The 21,454-nt window shown below is 45.6% G+C and carries 18 protein-coding genes; 14 read left to right on the top strand and 4 right to left on the bottom strand.

Annotated elements, in window-relative coordinates; translation table 11 throughout:
* Nucleotides 1-46 precede the first annotated feature (46 nt).
* Together ACWPOD_RS04430 and ACWPOD_RS04425 are read left to right on the top strand one after the other, a co-directional pair.
* A complete protein-coding gene (locus ACWPOD_RS04430) occupies nt 47-1,150 on the top strand; it encodes an NADH:flavin oxidoreductase (RefSeq protein WP_456231587.1) in 1,104 nt (367 codons plus the stop codon).
* Nucleotides 1,151-1,677: 527 nt separating this feature from the next.
* The gene (locus ACWPOD_RS04425; RefSeq protein ID WP_301657436.1) at nt 1,678-3,063 is read left to right on the top strand and encodes an FAD-binding oxidoreductase; all 1,386 of its coding nucleotides are present in this window, start codon (nt 1,678-1,680) and stop codon (nt 3,061-3,063) included.
* A 105-nt stretch (nt 3,064-3,168) separates the two neighbouring features.
* On the opposite strand, the gene ACWPOD_RS04420 is transcribed toward ACWPOD_RS04425, so the two are convergent.
* Nucleotides 3,169-4,059: a LysR family transcriptional regulator gene (locus tag ACWPOD_RS04420; protein WP_005390962.1), complete on the bottom strand. Its 891-nt coding sequence runs from the start codon at nt 4,057-4,059 to the stop codon at nt 3,169-3,171.
* A 155-nt stretch (nt 4,060-4,214) separates the two neighbouring features.
* Between ACWPOD_RS04420 and ACWPOD_RS04415 the strand changes: the two genes are divergently transcribed.
* The 7 genes from ACWPOD_RS04415 to ACWPOD_RS04385 all read left to right on the top strand — a co-directional run bounded on the left by ACWPOD_RS04415 (nt 4,215) and on the right by ACWPOD_RS04385 (nt 12,004).
* Entirely contained in the window at nt 4,215-4,613 is a 399-nt protein-coding gene (locus ACWPOD_RS04415; RefSeq protein WP_012842492.1) for a RidA family protein, read from the top strand.
* Nucleotides 4,614-4,685: 72 nt separating this feature from the next.
* Nucleotides 4,686-6,146 (top strand): aldehyde dehydrogenase family protein, encoded by a 1,461-nt coding sequence (locus ACWPOD_RS04410; protein WP_456231586.1) that lies wholly within the window; start codon nt 4,686-4,688, stop codon nt 6,144-6,146.
* A gap of 69 nt (nt 6,147-6,215) precedes the next feature.
* Nucleotides 6,216-7,205 carry a membrane dipeptidase gene (locus ACWPOD_RS04405; RefSeq protein ID WP_150918022.1) on the top strand — a complete coding sequence of 330 codons (990 nt, stop codon included), beginning with the start codon at nt 6,216-6,218 and terminating at the stop codon, nt 7,203-7,205.
* 109 nt (nt 7,206-7,314) lie between these two features.
* Complete coding sequence (locus tag ACWPOD_RS04400; protein WP_145535298.1) at nt 7,315-8,916, top strand: BCCT family transporter; 1,602 nt, start codon at nt 7,315-7,317, stop codon at nt 8,914-8,916.
* A 101-nt stretch (nt 8,917-9,017) separates the two neighbouring features.
* Entirely contained in the window at nt 9,018-10,754 is a 1,737-nt protein-coding gene (locus ACWPOD_RS04395; RefSeq protein WP_258505126.1) for a hypothetical protein, read from the top strand.
* A complete protein-coding gene (locus tag ACWPOD_RS04390) occupies nt 10,751-11,482 on the top strand; it encodes a DUF3726 domain-containing protein (protein WP_085343646.1) in 732 nt (243 codons plus the stop codon). Before ACWPOD_RS04395 ends, ACWPOD_RS04390 begins: the two co-directional genes overlap by 4 nt.
* Before the next feature lie 144 nt (nt 11,483-11,626).
* On the top strand, nt 11,627-12,004 hold the full coding sequence (locus ACWPOD_RS04385) for a nuclear transport factor 2 family protein (protein ID WP_048625191.1): 378 nt from the start codon (nt 11,627-11,629) through the stop codon (nt 12,002-12,004).
* An 82-nt stretch (nt 12,005-12,086) separates the two neighbouring features.
* Here ACWPOD_RS04385 and ACWPOD_RS04380 read toward each other — a convergent pair whose 3' ends face one another.
* Together ACWPOD_RS04380 and ACWPOD_RS04375 are read right to left on the bottom strand one after the other, a co-directional pair.
* Nucleotides 12,087-13,082, bottom strand: coding sequence for an ABC transporter substrate-binding protein (locus tag ACWPOD_RS04380; RefSeq protein WP_456231585.1), 996 nt, complete (start codon nt 13,080-13,082; stop codon nt 12,087-12,089).
* Between the two features lie 141 nt (nt 13,083-13,223).
* A complete protein-coding gene (locus ACWPOD_RS04375) occupies nt 13,224-15,458 on the bottom strand; it encodes a hypothetical protein (protein WP_167427587.1) in 2,235 nt (744 codons plus the stop codon).
* A 426-nt stretch (nt 15,459-15,884) separates the two neighbouring features.
* Here ACWPOD_RS04375 and artP point away from each other — a divergent pair, with 426 nt between their 5' ends.
* The 5 genes from artP to ACWPOD_RS04350 all read left to right on the top strand — a co-directional run bounded on the left by artP (nt 15,885) and on the right by ACWPOD_RS04350 (nt 19,512).
* The gene (gene artP / locus ACWPOD_RS04370; RefSeq protein ID WP_104970792.1) at nt 15,885-16,613 is read left to right on the top strand and encodes an arginine ABC transporter ATP-binding protein ArtP; all 729 of its coding nucleotides are present in this window, start codon (nt 15,885-15,887) and stop codon (nt 16,611-16,613) included.
* 88 nt (nt 16,614-16,701) lie between these two features.
* Complete coding sequence (locus tag ACWPOD_RS04365; RefSeq protein WP_005390934.1) at nt 16,702-17,445, top strand: arginine ABC transporter substrate-binding protein; 744 nt, start codon at nt 16,702-16,704, stop codon at nt 17,443-17,445.
* 1 nt (nt 17,446) lies between these two features.
* Nucleotides 17,447-18,136 carry an arginine ABC transporter permease ArtQ gene (gene artQ, locus ACWPOD_RS04360; protein ID WP_005388570.1) on the top strand — a complete coding sequence of 230 codons (690 nt, stop codon included), beginning with the start codon at nt 17,447-17,449 and terminating at the stop codon, nt 18,134-18,136.
* Nucleotides 18,133-18,801: an arginine ABC transporter permease ArtM gene (gene artM, locus ACWPOD_RS04355; RefSeq protein ID WP_167427585.1), complete on the top strand. Its 669-nt coding sequence runs from the start codon at nt 18,133-18,135 to the stop codon at nt 18,799-18,801. The genes artQ and artM overlap by 4 nt, the downstream gene beginning before the upstream one ends.
* Before the next feature lie 138 nt (nt 18,802-18,939).
* Nucleotides 18,940-19,512 (top strand): protocatechuate 3,4-dioxygenase, encoded by a 573-nt coding sequence (locus tag ACWPOD_RS04350; protein ID WP_167427584.1) that lies wholly within the window; start codon nt 18,940-18,942, stop codon nt 19,510-19,512.
* A 74-nt stretch (nt 19,513-19,586) separates the two neighbouring features.
* On the opposite strand, the gene ACWPOD_RS04345 is transcribed toward ACWPOD_RS04350, so the two are convergent.
* Complete coding sequence (locus ACWPOD_RS04345; RefSeq protein WP_167427583.1) at nt 19,587-21,242, bottom strand: ABC transporter substrate-binding protein; 1,656 nt, start codon at nt 21,240-21,242, stop codon at nt 19,587-19,589.
* Nucleotides 21,243-21,454: the final 212 nt, after the last annotated feature.

Here is a 21,454-nt window from a genome sequence, read left to right as displayed (position 1 = left end):
CTTGGGAAAAGATAGAACCATAAAGACAACATTAAGAGGACTGGTTTTGAGCATTTTGTTTTCCGAAGCCCGCATTGGCAACATGACCATAAAGAACCGTTTTGTGCGCAGCGCAACGTGGGAAAACATGGCGACTGAAAATGGCCACATGACGGATAAGCTTTACGATATTTACGAAGAGTTGGCGAAAGGTGAAGTGGGTTTAATTGTTACTGGTTATGCCAATATCGTGGAAGAAGAGAAACCCAACGCTGGGATGATGGGGATCTACAACGACTCTTTTATTGAAGAATACAAAAAGCTAACAGAGCTAGTACATCAACACGATTCTAAAATCGTAATGCAAATTGCTTACGGTGGAACCAAAACCACATACAACGTCGGTGAGCGTGTCATCTTTGCTCCGAGTGACGTGCCTGAGCGTGGCACGAATACGCAAGGCAAAGTGATGACTACGGACGAAATCGACTACATCGTAAAGGCATTCGCATTGGCGAGTAAACGTGCTCAAGACGCTGGTTTTGACGGCGTAGAGATTCATGCGGCGCACACTTATTTAATTAACCAGTTTTTAAGCCCGTACTATAATCGTCGCGAAGACGAATACGGTGGTGGCTTAGAAAATCGCATGCGTTTCCTTTTAGAAATTTTTTCTGAAACCAGAAAGGTGGTTGGGAATACTTTCCCAATCCTTGTGAAGCTTACCGCGACAGAATTCTTTGACGGCGGTTTAACGTTCGATGAAACTCGCGTCGTTTGTAAGAAACTCGAAGAAGTGGGCGTTGATGCGATCATCGTGTCTGGCAATATTCACGGCAAAGCAAACGAGCTTGTTGGTGAAACGTTCGATGGTTACACACTACAAGAAGAAGGCTATTTTCACGAATATGGGCATGTGATCAGTCAAGATGTGAGCATCCCGGTGATTACTGTCGGCGGATTGAGTGACATTGATGCGATCGAGAAAATTGCAGAAAACACAGATATCCAATTTTTCGCTGTGTCACGTCCTTTATTGGCTGAGCCTCAGTTAATAAAGCGCTGGAAAGAGGGTAATCGAGCGCCAGTGGATTGCGAGCGCTGCTCAAAATGCCGAACCAAACGTGGTAACTTTTGCGTGGTGTATAAGAACCGAAATCGTCGTAAATAACTCACCTTAAGTGGCGGTATATCATTGATAAATAGCGCAATAGTCTTCTAAAACACTAAGAAGGCTATTCAATTTAATTCAATATCACTGCCTCTAACGGCTATTCACTATTCGCAGTCCGAAATATTTTTATAATCCTATTTAATTGATAAATAAAGGTAATATAATTAATTATTAAAAATATTAATTATAAGACAAAGTTTCATATCTGAAACTAAATTGCATTCTAAACTTACAATGAACTTATTAATAATTAGGTGCGAGTGTCACACAGGGTAAAGAATACAGAAGGTGTTTTGAGGTGCGGTATTATTGCGATAACTATCTGATTTTTATAACTGTGTTTCAGCTTTATCGAACCCAAGAGAGTAAGGGAATTTGTGACCCTACGGTATAGTTAATGTGGGGCCTTGTTTATTTTCTGAAAATAGCTACTCAAACGTCACGTTTAATTGTGAGGGACTTGTATTAGCTTGTCGTTGCATTGTGCTTTGCAAGCCTCATGTAAAACGTGAGAGGCAACTAATATGAATAGTCTAGAAAATGCAACCATTGAACACTTCAAAAATCAATTTCAGGGTGATGTTGTTTTGCCCGGAGATCCTACGTACGACGAAGTTCGTCAAATCTGGAATGGCATGATAGATCGCAGTCCCGGTGTTATCGCTCGCTGCAAGTCTGCTGATGATGTCGTGATGGCGGTTAACTTTGCTCGGGATAACAATCAGCTACTTTCGGTCAGAGGTGGTGGGCATAATATTGCGGGTAATGCGGTTTGCGATCATGGTGTGATGATCGACTTGTCGCTTTTGAATCATGTTCAAGTGGATGAAAGCGAAAGAAGGGCTTTCGTTGAACCTGGCTGTACGTTGGCTGATGTCGATGAGGCCACACAAAAATATGGATTAGCAACGCCTGTCGGCATTAATTCAACCACGGGAATTTCGGGGTTAACGCTTGGTGGTGGTTTTGGTTGGTTGAGCCGAAAATATGGTATGACGATAGACAACTTGGTCTCTGCAAATGTCGTAACTGCAGATGGTCGTCAACTGCTCGCGAATGAGACAGAAAATGCCGATTTGTTCTGGGCGTTACGTGGGGGCGGCGGTAACTTTGGTATCGTTACGCGTTTTGAATTCCAGCTACATCCTGTCGGTCCAGAGGTGTTAAGTGGTCTCATTGTCTTTCCATTTGAGCAAGCGAAATCCATTATCACCCAGTTTGCGAAATTCACTGAGTCGGCCCCTGATGATCTAAGTGTCTGGATGGTGAGTCGGAAAGCGCCGCCACTCCCATTCTTACCTGAAAGCGTTCACGGAAAAGAAGTGGTTGTACTCGCGATATGTTATGCGGGTGACCCGGCTGAAGGTGAGAAGTTAATTGCACCGTTGAGAGAGTTTGGTGATGCACATGGTGAGCATGTTGGTGTACAGCCATTTGCGGCGTGGCAGCAAGCGTTTGATCCATTGCTTACTCCGGGCGCACGTAACTATTGGAAATCGCACAATTTTAATTCGCTAAGCGAAGGTGTGATTGATGCAGCGATAGAATACGCAGGTAAGTTACCATCGCCTCAGTGTGAGATTTTTATCGCCTCTCTTGGCTGCGCTGCTTCTAGACCTGAGCCTGAGTCTATGGCTTATTCTAGCCGTGATGCAAACTATGTATTAAATGTGCATGGAAGATGGGACTCCGCAGAAGATGACCAAGCTTGTATCGCTTGGGCGAGAGACTTTTTTGCCAAAACCAAACCGTATGCCAGTGGAGGTGCGTATATCAACTTCCTTACACAAGACGAAGCTGAACGTACAGAGTCTGCCTACGGTCCAACCTTTGCGCGTTTACAAGAAGTGAAGAAGAAGTTTGATCCAAATAATTTGTTCAGAATGAATCAGAATATCAAGCCAGAATAAGTGCAATAAGAGCGTCGTCATTTCATATGACCGGATCTGTCACTTAATATCAAATAACAGTGGCTCTAAAATCTAATGGAGCCACTGTTAGCTAAAACCTTCGAACTACGTTTCTTCATCTTGATAGTTTAGATAACGTACACACAAATCATGAAACGCTTTAGCTTGAGGCGAGATCGTGCGGTCGGTCAACGTAAAGATACCAATTTGCCTTTCAAGCGGTGGATCGATAAGTGGGATCCAAACCAAGCGTGTTTCATTGGTTGGGAAAGCAAGCTTAGGTAGGGTCGTGACACCAATCCCAAGTTCTAAGACAGAAAACAGCGAAGTGATATTCTCGACCGAATAGAGCGCTTGCTCACTCAGTGCTCTGGCTGGGGTTGGATCGAGAAGCGTACAGGTGCCGTTACGAATAAAAGGTTGTTCGAGCAAAGTTTGCCACTCGATTCCCTCTGTTTTATTGGCAATCGGGTTATCTTTTAAACACACCACGCCAATGGGGTCGGACAACAGCGGCGTAAAGTCAATGCCGCCCTCATCGAGGTGAGAGGGGTTACCGAGCGCTAAGTCAACCTCACCGGAGAGTAGGCGAGCCTCGACGCCCGCCGCGTTATCATCGATTAAGCTTACTTCTACATTTGGATACTGCTCGCAAAAGGCACCCAACACGCTCGGGATGAGTTTCGCTGCAACAGAAGGAACGCTCGCAATTCGCACTCTCCCTTGCTGTCCGGCCGCGGCAGCTTTGAGATCGTTGTCCAGCGCACTGTAGATATTGAGAAACTGAACCACCTTGGGCAAACAAATCTCACCAAAAGGCGTTAATTTGGTTTTGTTGCCGGGCTCAAACAGCGTTTGTCCTAGCATTTTCTCTAGCTCTTTTATCGACGTGGAGAGCGCAGCCTGAGATCGATTTGCACGATGTGAAGCGGCTCGAAAGCCCCCTTCCTCGACTACCATCACAAAATGCATTAATTGTTGAAGCTTAATACTCATCCCTAATGCCTCTTAATCCCTTTATTTACGTTATTCTCAATGAGGTGATAAGTTTTATTTATCAAATGTAAAAAATTTACCGTTAGATTTATCGCCTGTCAATGTGCATCATTTAACTGTATTGAAACAAAGTTGTTACAAAGGTTGAAAGGCACGTGAATACTTCTACTAAAAAACATCCAGTAAAAACCAGTCTATTTGCTTCTAAAGCGCCGCTTGAATGGGCGATTGTTAACAATGGAACTCTGTATACAGCACAAATTCCTATTGATGATACAGGCGCGGTTGTTGAAGGTGGCATCGAAGCACAAACACGTCAAACCTTTAACAATCTCATTCACACCCTGGAGTGTGCAGGGGAGTCTTTGGACTCTGTATTGCAGGTCCTGATTTACGTGACCGACAGAGAATACTTAAAAACCGTTAACCAAGTGTACGCGGAATATTTTGAAGCGCCGTACCCAAATCGCGCCGCCATGGTGGTTGCAGGGTTAGCACGAGAAGAAATGTTGGTGGAGTTTGTCGTCTACGCGTCGGCAAGCCAACCAGAATAAATCCAACAAGAATAATTGAGATCAGTGAGTGGGTGGCTTGCCATCACAAATCGGAAGAACAAGGAAAGAACCATGACTTTTATTAACAATGTTCAAGCAGAAAAATCCCTCTACATAGCAGGTGAATGGCAATCGGGCATGGACACCATCGCCAATATTAACCCTTCTGATATCAGCGAAAACATAGGCGATTTCGCACAAGCGAGTGTGTCGCAAGTAGAGCAAGCGATTCAAGCGGCTAAATCAGCGCAGCCAGATTGGGAAAAAACACCAATCGAGCGTAAACAAGCAGTGCTGCAAGCGATTGGTGATGAGCTCATTGCACGATGTGACGAATTGGGCACCTTGCTTTCGCGTGAAGAAGGCAAGCCATTTGCTGAAGGTCGAGGTGAGATTTACCGTGCTGGCCAATTCTTCCAATATTTTGCTGCTGAGGTACTGCGTCAAATTGGCGATAACGCTGCTTCCGTCCGTCCAGGTGTCTCCGTTGAAGTTACTCGCGAAGCCGTCGGCGTTATCGCCATTATCTCTCCTTGGAACTTCCCAACAGCAACAGCGGCTTGGAAAATCGCGCCAGCACTTGCGTTTGGCAACAGTGTCGTCTGGAAGCCTGCCAACCTAACTCCAGCAAGTGCCGTTGCACTGACTGAGATTATCCATCGCCAAGGTTTACCTGCTGGCACGTTTAACCTCGTTTTGGGTAGCGGTTCGCAAGTAGGTAATACCCTTATCAATTCGAAAGACGTGAACGGCGTGAGCTTCACTGGTTCTGTGGACACTGGCCGTAAAGTTGCAGCGGCTACGGCACCAAACTTTGTGCGTTGTCAGCTAGAGATGGGTAGTAAAAACGCGCTCGTAGTGGCAGATGATGCAGATATTCAAATTGCGGTCGAAGCAACAATCGCAGGCTCATTCTCGGGTGCAGGTCAAAAATGTACCGCGTCTTCTCGTCTTGTGGTTATGGACGGAATTCACGACGCGTATGTTGAAGCGCTAATCAAACGCATGAGCGAATTAAAAGTGGGTCACGCACTGGAAGAGGGCGTATTCATGGGCCCTGTTGTTGATGGTAACCAGCTGAATGCGAACTTTGAGTGGATTGAAAACGCTCGCCAAGCGGGCGCAGAGCTGGCTTTTGGTGGCGAGCGTCTGAGCCTAGAGCATGACGGGTACTACATGTCACCAACCCTGTTCTTGAACACACAAAACAGCTGGGAAGTGAACCAAGAAGAAGTCTTTGCACCAATGGCAAGCGTGATTCGCGTTTCTGATCTGGATGAGGCGATTGCGGTCGCGAACGATACGCGCTTTGGCCTGACAGGCGGCATTATCACGCGAAGCCTGCGCAATAGCGCGATCTTCAAACAGCAAGTCCAAACGGGCTGCGTCATGGTGAACTTGCCAACTGCGGGTACAGATTATCACGTCCCATTTGGTGGCCGTAAAGAATCTAGCTTTGGTCCTCGTGAGCAAGGTCAGTACGCCAAAGAGTTCTACACCGTGGTGAAAACCGCTTATCAGCGCCCTTACTAAGAACAGCAGGGTAGCTGATGGTGTCAGCTACCCGCACTGAAAGGCTAAGAAATTGTTTAAGGAGTGGTTATGTACCAACAACGGATTGTGATTGACGGATTGCAGTACTGCAATTGGGATCGAGAGTACTTCCAAACACTCAAGGCGAGTGGCATTACCGCCGTTCATGCCACCATCGTCTACCACGAAACTGCGCGCGAAACCTTAACGCGTTTTGCTGAGTGGAACTTGCGCTTCGAGCAAAATGCGGACCTCATCATGCCTATTTATTCAATGGCAGATGTAGAAAAAGCCAAAGCAGAAGGCAAAGTCGGCATCTTTTTCGGCGCGCAAAATTGCTCACCAATCGATGATGAAATTGGCCTGATTGAAGTGATGCGCCGCCAAGGTCTGCTGATCATGCAACTGACCTACAACAACCAAAGCTTACTAGCGACAGGTTGTTACGAACAAACCGACTCTGGCGTAACTCGCTTTGGTAAGCAAGCGATTGAAGAGATGAACCGAGTCGGGATGATCATTGATATGTCCCACAGCGCAGAGCGTTCAACGTTGGAAGCTATTGATCTTTCTTCGCGTCCAATTTGTATCAGCCATGCTAACCCGACATTTGCGCATGACGCACTGCGTAACAAGTCCAACACCGTGATCAAAGCGCTGACGGAGCGCGGTGGTTTAATTGGATTCAGTTTATATCCATTCCATTTGCCAAATGGCAGCCAGTGCACGCTGGATGATTTCTGCCAGATGGTTGCGAAAACCGCAGACATGTTTGGCGTTGACCATTTAGGTATCGGTAGCGATTTGTGCCTAAATCAGCCGCAACAAGTGTTGGAGTGGATGCGCAACGGTCGTTGGTCAAAAGCGATGGATTACGGCGAAGGTTCGGCAAGTAACTCGGGATGGCCAGATGCGCTGCCATGGTTCTGCGGCAGTGCAGGGATGGAGAACATCTACAACGGATTAATGCGTCACGGATTCAGTGAATCTGAGGCGGGAAAAATATTGGGTGAAAACTGGTTTAACTTCCTCAAAGAAGGATTAGAGCCTATTTCATAGTACTCCCAAAATTAGGAACTGCCTGCCTACATAACAACAATACGGCAGGCGTAAAACTCACATTTGTAGCCAGTCTTTGGCAGCTGCAAAGAACCTCTGGAGCCAGAGTATGTCTGATTTAACCAATAGCATGAAAGCTTCCACGATGAGCGTGTCATCGGGCAAGTCAAAAGCAACACACAACACATCAACAACAGAAAACACGACGGACAAATTAGGACTGAATAACCCGGCCTTTTGGTATAGCGGTGGTTTTATCGCGTTGTTCGTTGCTATTGCACTTTATGACGGCGAGCTATTATCTTCGATCGTTAACGCCGGATTTGGCTGGGCTGTGCAGGTGTTTGGTCCTTACTGGCAGTTACTGCTGCTTCTCACTTTTCTTATTGGTCTTGGCTTGGCTGCAGGGCGAACAGGCAAGGTGATGTTGGGCGGGATTGCTAAACCAGAAATGGATTCTTTCCGCTGGATGGCGATTATTTTCTGTACCTTATTGGCTGGTGGTGGTGTTTTCTGGGCCGCGGCTGAGCCTATCGCGCATTACGTTAGCCCACCCCCGTTGTACGGCGCGCAAGATAACCCGCAGCAAGGTGCGGTGAATGCGTTGTCGCAATCCTTTATGCACTGGGGCTTTCTGGCTTGGGCGATTGTAGGTAGCTTAACTTCCATCGTGGTGATGCACCTGCATTACGACAAAGGCTTACCGCTAAAACCCCGTATTTTGCTTTATCCAGTGTTGGGCGAACGAGCGCTTAAAGGCCAGCTCGGTGCATTGATTGACGCGTGCTGCATCATTGCGGTAGCCGCGGGCACCATAGGGCCAATTGGGTTTCTAGGCTTGCAGGTTAGCTACGCGTTAAATGCGCTGTTTGATATTCCTGATGGCTTTACCACTCAGCTTATCATCATCTTGTTTGCGATTGCGCTTTACACCTTGTCTGCACTCAGTGGATTAAGCCGAGGCATGCAACTGCTTAGTCGTTACAACGTGATTTTGGCAATGGCATTGATGGTTTACATCCTGTTTTTTGGCCCTACGAATTTTATCTTTAACGGATACATTCAAGGTGTAGGGAGCATGCTGGATAACTTTATCCCAATGGCGACCTATCGCGGTGACGAAGGTTGGCTAAGCTGGTGGACTGTATTTTTCTGGGGCTGGTTCCTTGGTTATGGTCCGATGATGGCAATCTTTATTGCGCGTATTTCTCGTGGTCGCACTATTCGCCAAGTTATTTCAACCATCAGTATTGTGGCTCCGCTCACCACCTGTTTTTGGTTCACGATTGTAGGCGGCTCTGGCCTAGCGTTTGAAATTGCTGAGCCGGGTAGTGTGAGTGCGGCGTTTGAAGGCTTTAACTTGCCAGGTGCTTTGCTTGCGGTGACTCAGCAACTACCAATGCCAATGCTGACTTCAATTCTATTTCTGATTTTAACCACGATCTTCATCGTCACGACGGGCGACTCAATGACCTACACAATCAGTGTCGTGATCAGTGGTGAAACGGAGCCGAATGCGATCATCCGTACCTTCTGGGGCGTAATGATGGGTGTGACAGCTCTGATCCTGATTTCGCTTGGCTCTGGTGGCATCTCTGCACTGCAATCTTTCATTGTGATTACCGCGGTTCCGGTTTCTCTGATTCTGTTGCCGTCACTTTGGAATGCACCGCAAATCGCAATCAAAATGGCGAAAGAGCAAGGGCTATAACAATTATCTAATTCAAACAACGTGGAGCTTGTGCGGGTGTTTTCCTCCTGCATCCGCACAAACCCTAGTATTCTTACAATAACAAATAGGTGGTGAGCAAAATGGATGCACATCGTTCTACTTATACGGAAGCAACTATGCGCGACGCAGCGATTGTCATGGCAGCCGAAAGGCTTGGCGCAATGCACCAAAACCGAATCAGCTTTGTTCGTAGTCTGATTCGTAATATGGCAAGCCAAAACTGGCAAGTAACCAAGCATGAGTGGCAACTTTGTCCGCGTGGTTATGGTCACGTTATTTACAAGTTGACCACGCCAGAGCACGTTTATCATTTGGTGGTGTTCTGTGATGAAATTGCTGATGACGAGCGTAATGACCGCGTCATTGCTGAAAAGTGGGACGTCACATTCGCACTGGTTCAAGGCGATGTTGATGTTACTTTGTTGGAAAGATTGCGAGCAAATGTACCGCTGCAAGAAGCGGGACGTAATCCAAACAACGTACTTGTTCTGGCTCGCGCAAACAAAAGCGTGCGCGTGTTTGAGCACATTGTTAGCGCTCTTTCTCAAGGCAAGCAGCCCGAGCCAAAAGAGCTGGCGGAAGTGGGTTATATCCTGCGCACCACAGCTGTTTATGGTAACGGAAAGTTTGGTATCGCCGATTTCAAACTGTTAGAGAATAACCCAGATTTCAGCCAGTCTTTTAGTGCGCAAATGTGTGCCGTATATATGTTGCGTGAATTCAGCCTGGATTGGGTGCACTACCTAGCACTTCAGCAAGGAGGCGACAACGCGGTGGCTTTGCATCGTGGCTTGCAGCGCTACCTTGGTGTCGGCAATGCTACTGGCTTAGGCATGGCTCCATACTTGATTAATCACCCGTGCATCGTTGACCAATGGATGACCTCTCGCGAGCGTGCGGTAGCGCGAGTCTTTGCGATGCCGTGTGAAGCGTCATTCCATGCTCCTTTGCAAGGATTACTACAAAAAGCACAGCGCCATCTAGAGCAAGTCATCACCATCAATGAACATCAAGACAGGCTCAATCATCAAGCGATAGCAGACATCAAACAACTGCTATCGGAGCTAACAACATTAATGGCATCACATCCTAACTGGGCGAGTTTGGTCGAGCAAAAGAAAACAATGAGTGTGGAAGCCCAAGAAATCCTCACCTCTTGCTTGATCGAACTGTACCCATCTTTGGTGGATGAATTTGCTAGCCAAATGAATACGGATGAAACGTTATCGATTCCGGGCGGGAAAAAGATCCAAGATTTACTTGAGGTGTTGCAAAGCAAATACCGCTGGGCGATTGATGCGGATTACTCACTAGCCGAGAACAACTACTGGTTCTGGTATCGTTCACAAGACAAAGAAGAACCAAGGCTTGGTGTTCGTGGTGAGGAAGCAGGAGAAGAAAAAGAGCTGCCGCTTGATATCGGCAGACAAGTGAATCGCTTGTACCATGCCTTGCTTGGTTGTGATGAAGAAATGTCCGTAGCAGAGTTTCTGTTGCAAAATCCGACTTACCGTTCGATCACACGTCGCGTATGGACGTTAGGCAACCGAGCAATGGGTGATATTCAAATGAACGTGCTGCGTAAAGATGCGTTACCAATGCACTTATTGCGCTGTAAGTTGGCGATCTTTGGTGCGACTAAGTTTGATCCGCGCTCGGATCGTTGGGTTCGAGTTACTTTCTTCCAAGGTGCGCCGCTGTTAGATGAAATTCACGATCCTAAACTGGCGGACACATGGATTTTCCCGAGCATGCCGGAACGAGAAGAAATTGCGCAAAGTGACAATCAAAAAATCAACGGAGGATTTGCATTATGATCGTCTCTCACAACGAATTGGTGGCCGCGGTTAATAAGGCATTTCTTGGCATGCGCCGTCACTGTGGTGAGGCGGATGTCATTGCGAACATGGTGGCGGACTTGCAAATGGTTGGCTTGCACGGGGTGCGTCACTTTAATAACGCCAGCCTGTTTCTTGGGTTAGATTCGGACTGCGCCGTATCGGTGACCAACAGCACGCCATCGAGTATCGAGATGGATTTGCACAATGGCAGTGTGGCGTGCCACTTACCCGCCGTGTTGGATTTCGCACTTGAGAAAATGATCAACAGCAAGTCGATTAATATCACATTGAAACAGTGCCATAACCGTTGGCTAGGTTTTAGTGAGTTGTTGAAGCTCTCTGCAAAAGGCATCGCGTGCCGTGCACAATGGGTCAATGGCTCTAGTCCAAAACGAACGCTTTATGTGTTAAACCGTGGACGAATCGCGCCAGAAGTCTTTTTCTCGGATCAGTTTGATGGGCATGATACGAATTTGCATAGTATGGTTATCGAACTCTCTGTGAACGATTTCGATATCGAGAAAAGCGCACAGGGATACACCATTCACATTGAAGGCGATGAGTTAAGCAACACGCAACAAGCCTCTTGGCAAAATGGTATTTTTGTCGAAGACCAAGAGTGGGAAACATTGAAACAAACCGCAACCGCGTTGCTGGTGGAGAACAGTGAGCGTTCCATGCAGGGCGCTGGTGGTGTGGTTTAAGCTCTGAAGGGACAGTGATTCCAAGTTTCAAGTGATGAAGGCTGCGGTTTAGCGGCCTTTTTTGTGCGCGATGTTCGGTCACTTCTTAGGTTCTAAGGCTATGATTATCGTTAAATACCAAGTAGAGCGACATAGGGAAGAAAAATGGACCTGCAAGAGAACAAAAGAAATGCCATTGCGTTTTACGAAACCGCCTATCGAGGTAATCCAAAAAAGGCAGTTGAAGACTACGTTGGCGATGAGTACATTCAGCACAATCCATTAGTTGGAAATGGCCCCGAGGCTTTTATCGAGTATTTTGAGCGGATGCAAAACGAGTATCCCAATAAAGACATTACGTTTGTGCGAGCCATTGCTGAGGGGAATTTGGTGGCACTACACACTCACCAAACATGGCCTAATGATATTGAATACGTGACGATGGATTTCTTTCGTTTTGATCATAATGGGAAAATCGTCGAACATTGGGACGCTCTGCAAGAGATTCCTAAAGAAACATTGAATGGTCACACCATGTATTAACGAATCGTTGATTAGTCTCCCATGCCGTTTATTCAAACGGTATGGGAGGTTAAATGATTTGTGGCACTTTAAGTATTAATCATCAAAGCGCTTTTTCGATTCTCACCGCTACGTCTTCAGATACCCAACCTTTCCATAAGTCAGGATAGGTATTAAAGAAGTAAAACATCGCTTCTTCACCATCTGCGTAGTTATCTTCCATCCAGGCCAGCATTTCACTCATTTGCTCGTTGGTAAATCCGCGTTTCTGCAAGTACGCGAATGCTTGGGGTTCTTTGTTCGCAAATGCCTCAGTTGTTACTGTGCGAACTGGAGAAGGTGGGTACATTGTTACTTTTGGTGAAGCACAATCAGGCTGGGTGGTACAGTTGCGATACTCTTCCAGATCCGTTCCGCTACCAAAATCCACTTTGACCATATCATACTTGCCCAATACGGGTGTTGGTGACCAGTAGTAACCAAACCAAGGCATTTTGCGATCATAGGCTTTGGCGATGGTGCCAGCTAATGCTGCGCCAGAGCCTGGGTCAACCATCTCAAAGCCGTGCTCACTTAACCCTAATGCATTAAACAAGTGACCGGAGGTGATTTGGCATGTCCAACCAGCAGGGCAGCTATAAAAGGCGAACTTGTCATCATCCTCAGGGTGTTCAAACAGCTTGGCGTGTTTAATGACGCCTTCTATCGTCGCGAGCTCTGGATACTGTTTTACCAGATAGGCGGGAACCCAAAAGCCTTCTTCACCGCCATTGACAAGCGACTCACCAGCGATGCGCAAGCGTTTATCCGCAATCCCTTTATCAAGTGCTTCTTTAATACCGTTTGTCCATAACTCTGGCGCAACGTCAGGCTGCCCCTTTTCAATCATAGAGGTGCCCGTAGGAACGCTATCACCAGGGATCAATTCCGCATCGCACTGGTAGCCTTCATTTAAGACAAATTGGTCGATGTGCGCCATTAAGCTGGCCGAATTCCAATTCATATCCGCGATGGTTATTTTTCCACATTCATCCGCATTTGCATGAGTTGATAATGCTGAGAGCAGCAGAACAGAGAGCATTGAAAGTGTCGTCTTCATGTGACTGAATTTCCTTGTCGTTGTCATTTACTTCAGTATATACATCGGTTTATAAAGATTCAGTGAACAAGGTTTTTTCAGTGACGTTAAGCATAAAAACGGCGATTTATGAAGCGTTTAGTGAGAGTGGTTGAAAGGGAGTTAATACAGCAAGAACACCCCTTCGTAGCCGCCGATCTCAATGTGAGAAACATAGTCGCCGATGTTACCGTCTTGATCTACAGGTCGCATAGGCTCTGGAAGTGCGATAGTTATCTTCGGTGAGGAGAAGTAATCGATATTCTTGCCAAAGAAATCAGTCCGATACAGCACTCGGCCTTTGGTGAATTCTCGGGCTAACACCATCTCCGTAGGGCCATGCATCACTACCGTATCTTCTGAGCGATACGCAAAGTACGTATGGGTTGGTAACAATTCGATAGCGCCATTAGGCAAGTCAGGATGAGCCACTTTGCTCATAGAAGCATCTCCAATCACCGTGTAATCGGCGGAATAGGGCGTGCTGGTGGACATCATTACCGGAGTCGCCTGATACCCCTCTGGGGTTTGATTGGCTGGTGTACCTAAATCAACGGCAAGCAAGGTGCTAGGTTGATAAGCAATATTCTTTGGTACGCCTGCCTTCCAGAAGTTGTCACCTGTTGTGTTATTACTTCCATATAAGTAGCCATTGTTCCACTGATTAAAGTAACTGCGCTCAGGGTGATAGTTTAAGTAGAACACCGCTAGTGCAGAGTATTGGTCCTGTTTCCAATTGTCTTCTGTGTTACCAAAGTATTGAACGCGACCATAACGCGTTGTCGCTTGATAAATCACTTTCTGGCCAACTTTGGCGAGAGCAGAGTTATCCCAAAACTTAGCCAAGCCAGCATAGCCACTAAAGCCAGTGGAAGGGAAAAGGTAGTGCTCGCGCAAGTACAAGGAGCCAGCATCAACCAAGTGGTTTTGGCCGTTACGACCGAATAAGTTGGCCGTGCCTATGTTGAGGCCAATTAACGCATCCGCATCCAGCGTCGCCAATTTGTTTAAGAACGCCGAGAATTGCGCTTTGTATGCATCATCAGCGGCTTGGCTTCCCGCCAACAAACCAAGCTCATCCACCCCACCACCGGAATAAACGTAGAACTGATTTTCTCCGAGTAACTTATTCGTATCGTCGTTGTACGCACCGTTTAAACCTTGTTTCGCCCATTCAGCTTGATAATAGTGGCGCATTGTATTGGCAAAATCGGGATTGCCGAGATTAGTCAATGCCCAAGAAGAGGTTTGATTCCACATGCGACCAAATGGAATAACGCGTGACTCCCAACGAAATCGTGCTGTTGCATTCTTATTTGAGCGGTTCTTGAACTCTTGCCAAGAAAGATAATTATCTTGGTTTCGATCAGCTGATTCGTCAAAACCTCGAATTTGTCGCCAGCGCTGAATGGTTTGACCTTCAGGTGTCTCCGTTGGTGCTCCTAAGACATTGACGACAGGGAAGCTATCTTTGAGTTGAATGTTTTCGAGGCGTGGGCGGTTTTCTATGTTGTCGTCATGCCAAGTAATTTTCGCAACGTAAAGGCGGCCGCCGTCGCGTAAAAAAGTGGACCCAAAATACTGACCGCCACCATAGGTTTGTCCGCTACCATCGTGTGTCGTAGCGCGAACCCAATCCGAAGGAACAGACCAGTTTACCGTTTGGTTTTTAGTCATGTTCTCAGTCTTGTCTTTTTTAATTGCGAAGCTTTTCCATTCTGTTACCAGACCGAATGAATCGATGGCAGAAGGGTATTCAATTATGAAGTTGCCACCTTGAGCAAACTGGGAAAACGTAAGGGTTAAGCGGTCGAACTTCTCTGAGTGATAAACATAGAGGGCACCACCATTATTCGTCTGACCGAATACATCAGCATCCCATGGCGGTGGTTGATATAGCCAAAAACCGGCGTGGTCAGCACTAGCCGTATAACCAACAATCATCGGTTTTCGATTGAGTAGAGTATTCTCGCCATGGCTTGAGTCGACTTCAGCTAGGATAGTGTCTTCCGAAAAATGAAGAAAAAAGTCCTCATAATCGATGTTATTTATTTCTGCTTGGTTACGTATATCGTTTTCCAGCCAACCTGAGTTAAGTTCCAGCTTTTGGTTGTACATGTAACCAAGCGCTTTTACACGCTCGTTATCACTCTTATTTTCGTAAGCTCCAAACACGATATCGGCATTATCCAACTCCCATTCAAGTGCAGCCGCAGCAGAGATAGGCTTATCTTGAAGATCAATACCCTGTTCATGCAATCCAGGTAACACGATTGCTGTTCTACTCCAAACGCCGGGTATAGAAAGCAAGCTCAGAGAAGCGAGTGTAACGAGAGAAAAACAATGCGACTTCAACATGGAGTTATCCCATTAATACTTAGATGACTCAAATTAAGAGTCAGATACAAAGAGAAATTATAGTCCATTCGCGAAGTCGTAATCAGGCCCCTACCATAGAGGACTTTACAGGAAAACTAACAGGGGATGCTGTGCAAAAATGAGCGGGTGTACTTGGAATAGATCATCCTCATAGACTCAAAACTTCCTCTACACGTCAGCACAAAAATAACCACCATTTTAACCTTGTTTCGGTCGTCACCATGTTGTTGGGTTTTCTTCAACAAATTCAGTTAAAACTAACTCTTCAAACCAGTCAGATACTCTGTCTTGGTGGTTGCAGATCATACAAAAAATTAACAAATTAAATTTTTATACATTTTTATTGCATAAAAAGTCCAGTTGAGTAATATAAATACCAAGTGACAATTAATGCGGTATGTCAGCATGACTATTCAGGTAAGCGGAATCAATAAATCCTACGGTGAGACACAAGTGCTTCACGATGTCAGCTTTAAGTGTGAAAGCGGGGAAACACTGGTGTTACTTGGTCCAAGTGGCGCAGGTAAGAGCTCTCTACTGCGTGTTCTTAACCTTCTTGAAGGGGCGGATAACGGCAAGCTAAACATCGCAAATGATGTTTTTGATTTCTCTACTGAAATCAAAGAGAAACAAGGTTTAGCACTTCGTCGTAAAGTAGGCATGGTGTTCCAGCAGTACAACTTATGGCCGCATATGACAGTAATGGAGAACCTGATTGAGGCTCCGGTAAAAGTATCTGGCATGGATAAAGAAGAAGCGAAGAACCAAGCAATGCAAATTCTCGCAACACTGCATTTGGCAGACAAAGCGGATGCATGGCCGATGCAGCTTTCTGGTGGTCAGCAACAACGTGTGGCGATTGCTCGTGCATTGATGATGAAACCGGAAGTCTTGCTTTTTGATGAACCGACCGCAGCGCTTGATCCGGAAATTACTAACCAAGTCGTTAAGATTATTAAAGATTTAAGCGAAACTGGCATCACCCAAGTCGTAGTAACGCATGAGGTCGATTTTGCTAAGAAAATCGCTAGCCACGTACTGTATCTAGAAAAAGGACACATCGTCGAGCACGGCACAAATGATTCGTTTTCTAACCCGCAAACCGCCCAGTTTGCTGACTACCTAAATCACTAAATTACGTTTTTAAAGTTCAGTCTATTTAACAGATAAGCTCGGCTGTCATTGCGAGTGTCAGCCCACTAAGTACACACGGAGTATTGCAATGAAAAAGATTCTACTGGCTTCACTAATCGGCCTTTCTTCTGCAACTATGGCAGCAAACGCAGCAGCACAAGAAGAGATCAAATTCGCGATGGAAGCGACGTACGCCCCATTCGAATACATGGATGAAAATAACCAAATCCAAGGTTTTGACGTGGATCTGGCGAACGCACTATGTAAAGAAATGGAAGCCAAATGTACCTTCCATAACCAATCTTTTGACAGCCTGATCCCTGCATTAAAATTCAAACGTTACGATGCGGCTATCTCTGCAATGGATATTACTGAGGCGCGTTTGGAGCAAGTGAATTTCACGAATGCATACTATGAAAACTCAGCAGCGTTTGTTTCTATCAAAGAAAAAGTTGCTGATCAAAAAGCACTAGAAGGTAAGCGCGTTGGTGTTCAAAACGGTTCAACACACCAAAGTTACCTGATTGAGCAAATGCCGGGCGTAACAGCGGTTCCTTACTCTAGCTACCAAGACGCATTCATCGATATGAAGAACGGTCGTATTGATTCTGTATTCGGCGATACAGCTGTCGTAGCCGAATGGTTCAAGAAAGAAGACAATCTAGCATACGTGGGCGAGCACGTAACCAACCCTAAATATTTCGGTAACGGTTTCGGTATCGCAGTAAACAAAGGTAACGATGAGCTAGTGAACAAGCTGAACACGGCACTGAAAACAGTGAAAGCGAACGGCGAATACGACGTAATCTACAACAAGTACTTCGGTAAGTAATATGGCACTAACGGGTTACTCTTTATCGCTTGTTCAAGCTAGTTGGATGACTGTCCAGCTAGCCTTCACAAGCCTTTTAGTCGGTTTGATTCTGGCAGTGGTATTCGCCAGTGGTGAAATGTCTCGCCGCGTTTTTGTTAAATGGCCAATGACGGCATTTGTGACGATTGTGCGTGGCTTGCCAGAAATCCTTGTCGTGTTGTTCATATATTTTGGTTCGACGCAGGTTCTGTTTTTAATCACCGGCGACTTTATTGAAGTTAGCCCGTTCTTGTCTGGCGTGGTGGCGTTGTCATTGATCTTCGCTTCTTATGCTTCTCAAACTCTACGTGGCGCGTTAAAAGCCGTTGGAAGAGGGCAGAGAGAAGCAGCAAGTGCTCTCGGCATCAGTCAGGCACATGCTTTTGTTCGCATTGTTTTGCCACAAGCAGTAAGACACGCGCTACCAGGTTTAACTAACCAATGGTTGGTTCTGTTGAAAGATACCGCGCTTGTATCACTGATTGGCGTAACGGATTTGTTGAAACAAGCGCAGCTAACGTCTGCAGCGACGCATGAAGCGTTTACATGGTACGCAACCGCTGCAGCGATTTACCTAGGCATTACTTTGATTACGCAACGTGCCGTAAAACTGATTGATAAGAAGTTCTCAATTCAAGGCATGAGTATGGGACAGGAGGCTACCGCATGAACGAACAACACGTTTGGCAAATGCTGGATGGCTTGGGCACTAGCCTTCAATTGACCGCCGCCTCCTTGATTGTCGGCTGCCTCTTAGCTTTGATGATGACGCTGACTCTGATCCTACGTACTCCGGGTTTGCATTGGGTAAGCCGTGGCATCATCACCTTGTTTACTGGTACGCCTTTGTTGGTACAGATCTTCTTGGTTTACTACGGTCCGGGTCAGTTTGATGCAGTGAGAGAAAGTGTTTTTTGGACATGGTTCAGCCAACCTTGGTTCTGTGCGATGTTAGCGTTAGCGCTTAATACCGCGGCGTACAGCACTCAGCTGTTTAAAGGGGCGTTTAACGCGATTCCTTCTGGTCAATGGCAAGCGTGTCGTGCTCTGGGGATGAACAAAACCGCAACGCTAAAAGTGCTGCTGCCATACGCCATTCGTCGTGCCGTTCCTGCTTACTCAAACGAAGTGATTTTGGTCTTCAAAGGGACGTCACTAGCAAGCACGATTACGATCATGGATCTGATGGGTTACGCGCAGCGCATTAACGCACAAACTTACGATACGTTGACGGTATTTGGTATTGCGGGTGCATTTTATTTAACCGTAAATGGTTTGCTCACTCTTATCTTCCGTCAGGTAGAGAAGAAAGCACTAGCCTTTGAAGCCATTTAATTATTAGTAGCTAATTTGTAAATGCCTCTGTTCAGCGTTGCCCTGAACAGAGGCATGTTTGTTTTAGTGTACTGCTACGCTGGAAAAATCATCAAGAATCACCAAACTTAAGTAAGGTAAACAATCACTGGTGATGATATGGAACGTCGACACTTCTTAGCTTTATGGTCGCTAATATTTGCGCCTTCGCTAAAATCCGCTAGCCCAATGAAGCCGACACCGCCTCAAACGGAAGGGCCATTCTATCCCGTGGTTCCAGTGCCACTTTGTCAAAATTTGATTTTGCAGTCGAAAGGTCTTATTGGTGAGCCCATTTTTCTTCAGGGTAAGGTAATGGATACAGCAGGAAACCCATTGTCTGAAATGAAAATAGAAATATGGCAATGTGATGGACAAGGCATCTATGATCACCCGAATCAACCTAACAATAATAAGTTTGATCCTCACTTTGCAGGCTTTGGTGCAGTTTTAACTGACGAAGATGGGAATTACCTTTTTCAAACGTTATTTCCGGTTCCATATAGCTCTCGACCTCCCCACATCCACGTAAAATTGTGGCGTGGAGAGAAAGAGCTGTTAACGACTCAGCTTTATTTGAAAGGGCGAACTGGTAACGAGTGGTGGGGTGGAAAAGCCCGTGATTATTTGCAGTTTGAGCCTGTCAACATTGATGGTCGTGTGGTCGGTGAGTTCAATTTTGTGCTCGCTTAGTGTGATTAAGCATTATTTTGAAAACTCACATCGTAGATTACAAAAGTAATTAGTAAACAGAAGCTTCAAACAGATTAGTCTTGTCCGGCCCTGACTCTTAGTTTGTAGAAATCACTGTACCCAGATTTACGGAGTTGAACACCGCTTACACCTTTCGCTCTGGTGATTTTTTCTTGCCCCCAGAACAATGGTAAGATTGTTGTATCATCTCTGAGCTCTGAGAGTATTCCCTCCAAACGTTTTTCAGGAGTGGGATCTGAGACTGCATCGTGTACGTGATTAACATGCTGTTCAAATTCATCAAAGTGAAGAGCAAATCGAATACCTGTACCTGTTAATAGCCACTCATAAATTCCATAGGTTAAAGGTGGCTCAATGACATCTTCGACAAAGAGCAAGTCGGCTTGTTCTTTTACAAGTTGAGGATTACTAGCGTCAGTTAGCTCCACAAATTCTACATGCAACCCAGTTTTACGGATTAAATCTACGATCCATTGGTTCGCTTTACTTAAATAATCAATCGTCCACTTTGGATGGGTTATGACCAACGTTCCCTCAAGCTGAGGAACATTCTCGTTGTGAGAGTTATCATCGAGAATGTGCATCGTTTCCAAGCCATTCGCTTTGGCAAATTCAAATCTACGACTCTCGATAAAAGAAAATAGGCGCTGCCAAGTTTGCTCGCTTAGTGAGCACTCGGCGCGACGATTACGTGCTAGAAAAGAAAATGCCTGAATCATATAACATTCGGTATCGTCAGTTTCCTGATTATAACTGATGTATTGATCCAGCTCAGTCCCTTGATGAGAGAGCGTGATTTGCTCCAATAATGCCTTTTTTGCGAAATAGTTATGATGTTTCTTCAGTACTATTTTGTCGGTATCCCAATGCCTAAGTACAAATGGGCCAGTACCTATTGTGATACTGCGACCTTTAAAGCTCTTCTGACGTCGAGTAGTGATAGACGCATTTGCGGTTGCTAAGCAGTAAATGAATAAGTTATTAGGCTGCTTTAAGTCAATACGTATAGCTTGTTTGGCATTATCGAAGCTGATACGAGTGACTTGCTGAAGTAATTTTTGGACGGGGCCATCTGTTGTAACGAGCTTATTTAAAGAGTGTACGACATCTTCTGCTTGTAATGTTAGCCCATCGTGACAGTAGATATCAGGGCGGAGCCAAATATATATACAACTGCCTTCATTTTTGTATTCACAAGCGAGGTGATTTTTTAATTGACCGTAGTGATCAACGGTAAATAGGGTGTCATACAAGCTGCGTATTACCTGCAGTTCTGAAAAGCGATAAGTCAGTGAAGGGGTTAGCTCATCTACCCAAGGATACTGGCTGACGATGAGTGTATTTGAATCTTTGTTTTCTTCTGAAACTTCTGCGAGTGCTTGGCTAAGTGCGCTTACAGCAGTGCTACGGTAATGCTCAAGTAACCTCGAGATGACGTCAAAGCTACCATTGTTGATTTCATTACGAATCGTAAAGTATAGGGCTTGATGTATTGTTACCGTCACTTTTAGTGTGCTGGCTTTCCCACGGCCACGACCTGGCTCCCAGTGGATCCAATTGTAGCTGTCAAGTATTCTCAGTATATTAGATATGTTGCGTCTAGAAGTTGAAAAAACCAGTTCTAAATCGTCGAGGTTTACCTGATACGTTTGAGAGTGTTTGTAATGTTTTAATAACTGGCTCAATCTACGAAGACATGTTTCTGTCATGTTTTATTATGTTTCCTCAATAGATGATTGATTTATTAAAGCTATATAATAAATTGATTTCATATTGTGGTGAAGAAAGGTGATTGCTTAAACCCCTCAGTGTTATTGATTGGCTTATCTTCTTCCCATTTAAAAGTATTGGTGGTTTTCATTTTGACTCTAATATATTACTACTAATATAGAGTAAAGGCTCACTTTTTAATTTTTGCCAT

This window comes from Vibrio sp. JZG120 (genome assembly GCF_053890955.1).
Note: the sequence above shows the minus strand (reverse complement) of the source record. Positions and strands in the feature narration are given on the sequence as shown.

Coding starts and splice junctions, on each gene's coding strand:
- ACWPOD_RS04425 (WP_301657436.1), top strand. CDS start 1,678: ATGAATAGTCTAGAAAATGCAACCATTGAACACTTCAAAAATCAATTT.
- ACWPOD_RS04420 (WP_005390962.1), bottom strand. CDS start 4,059: ATGAGTATTAAGCTTCAACAATTAATGCATTTTGTGATGGTAGTCGAG.
- ACWPOD_RS04410 (WP_456231586.1), top strand. CDS start 4,686: ATGACTTTTATTAACAATGTTCAAGCAGAAAAATCCCTCTACATAGCA.
- ACWPOD_RS04405 (WP_150918022.1), top strand. CDS start 6,216: ATGTACCAACAACGGATTGTGATTGACGGATTGCAGTACTGCAATTGG.
- ACWPOD_RS04400 (WP_145535298.1), top strand. CDS start 7,315: ATGTCTGATTTAACCAATAGCATGAAAGCTTCCACGATGAGCGTGTCA.
- ACWPOD_RS04395 (WP_258505126.1), top strand. CDS start 9,018: ATGGATGCACATCGTTCTACTTATACGGAAGCAACTATGCGCGACGCA.
- ACWPOD_RS04390 (WP_085343646.1), top strand. CDS start 10,751: ATGATCGTCTCTCACAACGAATTGGTGGCCGCGGTTAATAAGGCATTT.
- ACWPOD_RS04385 (WP_048625191.1), top strand. CDS start 11,627: ATGGACCTGCAAGAGAACAAAAGAAATGCCATTGCGTTTTACGAAACC.
- ACWPOD_RS04380 (WP_456231585.1), bottom strand. CDS start 13,082: ATGAAGACGACACTTTCAATGCTCTCTGTTCTGCTGCTCTCAGCATTA.
- ACWPOD_RS04375 (WP_167427587.1), bottom strand. CDS start 15,458: ATGTTGAAGTCGCATTGTTTTTCTCTCGTTACACTCGCTTCTCTGAGC.
- artP (WP_104970792.1), top strand. CDS start 15,885: ATGACTATTCAGGTAAGCGGAATCAATAAATCCTACGGTGAGACACAA.
- ACWPOD_RS04365 (WP_005390934.1), top strand. CDS start 16,702: ATGAAAAAGATTCTACTGGCTTCACTAATCGGCCTTTCTTCTGCAACT.
- artQ (WP_005388570.1), top strand. CDS start 17,447: ATGGCACTAACGGGTTACTCTTTATCGCTTGTTCAAGCTAGTTGGATG.
- artM (WP_167427585.1), top strand. CDS start 18,133: ATGAACGAACAACACGTTTGGCAAATGCTGGATGGCTTGGGCACTAGC.
- ACWPOD_RS04350 (WP_167427584.1), top strand. CDS start 18,940: ATGGAACGTCGACACTTCTTAGCTTTATGGTCGCTAATATTTGCGCCT.
- ACWPOD_RS04345 (WP_167427583.1), bottom strand. CDS start 21,242: ATGACAGAAACATGTCTTCGTAGATTGAGCCAGTTATTAAAACATTAC.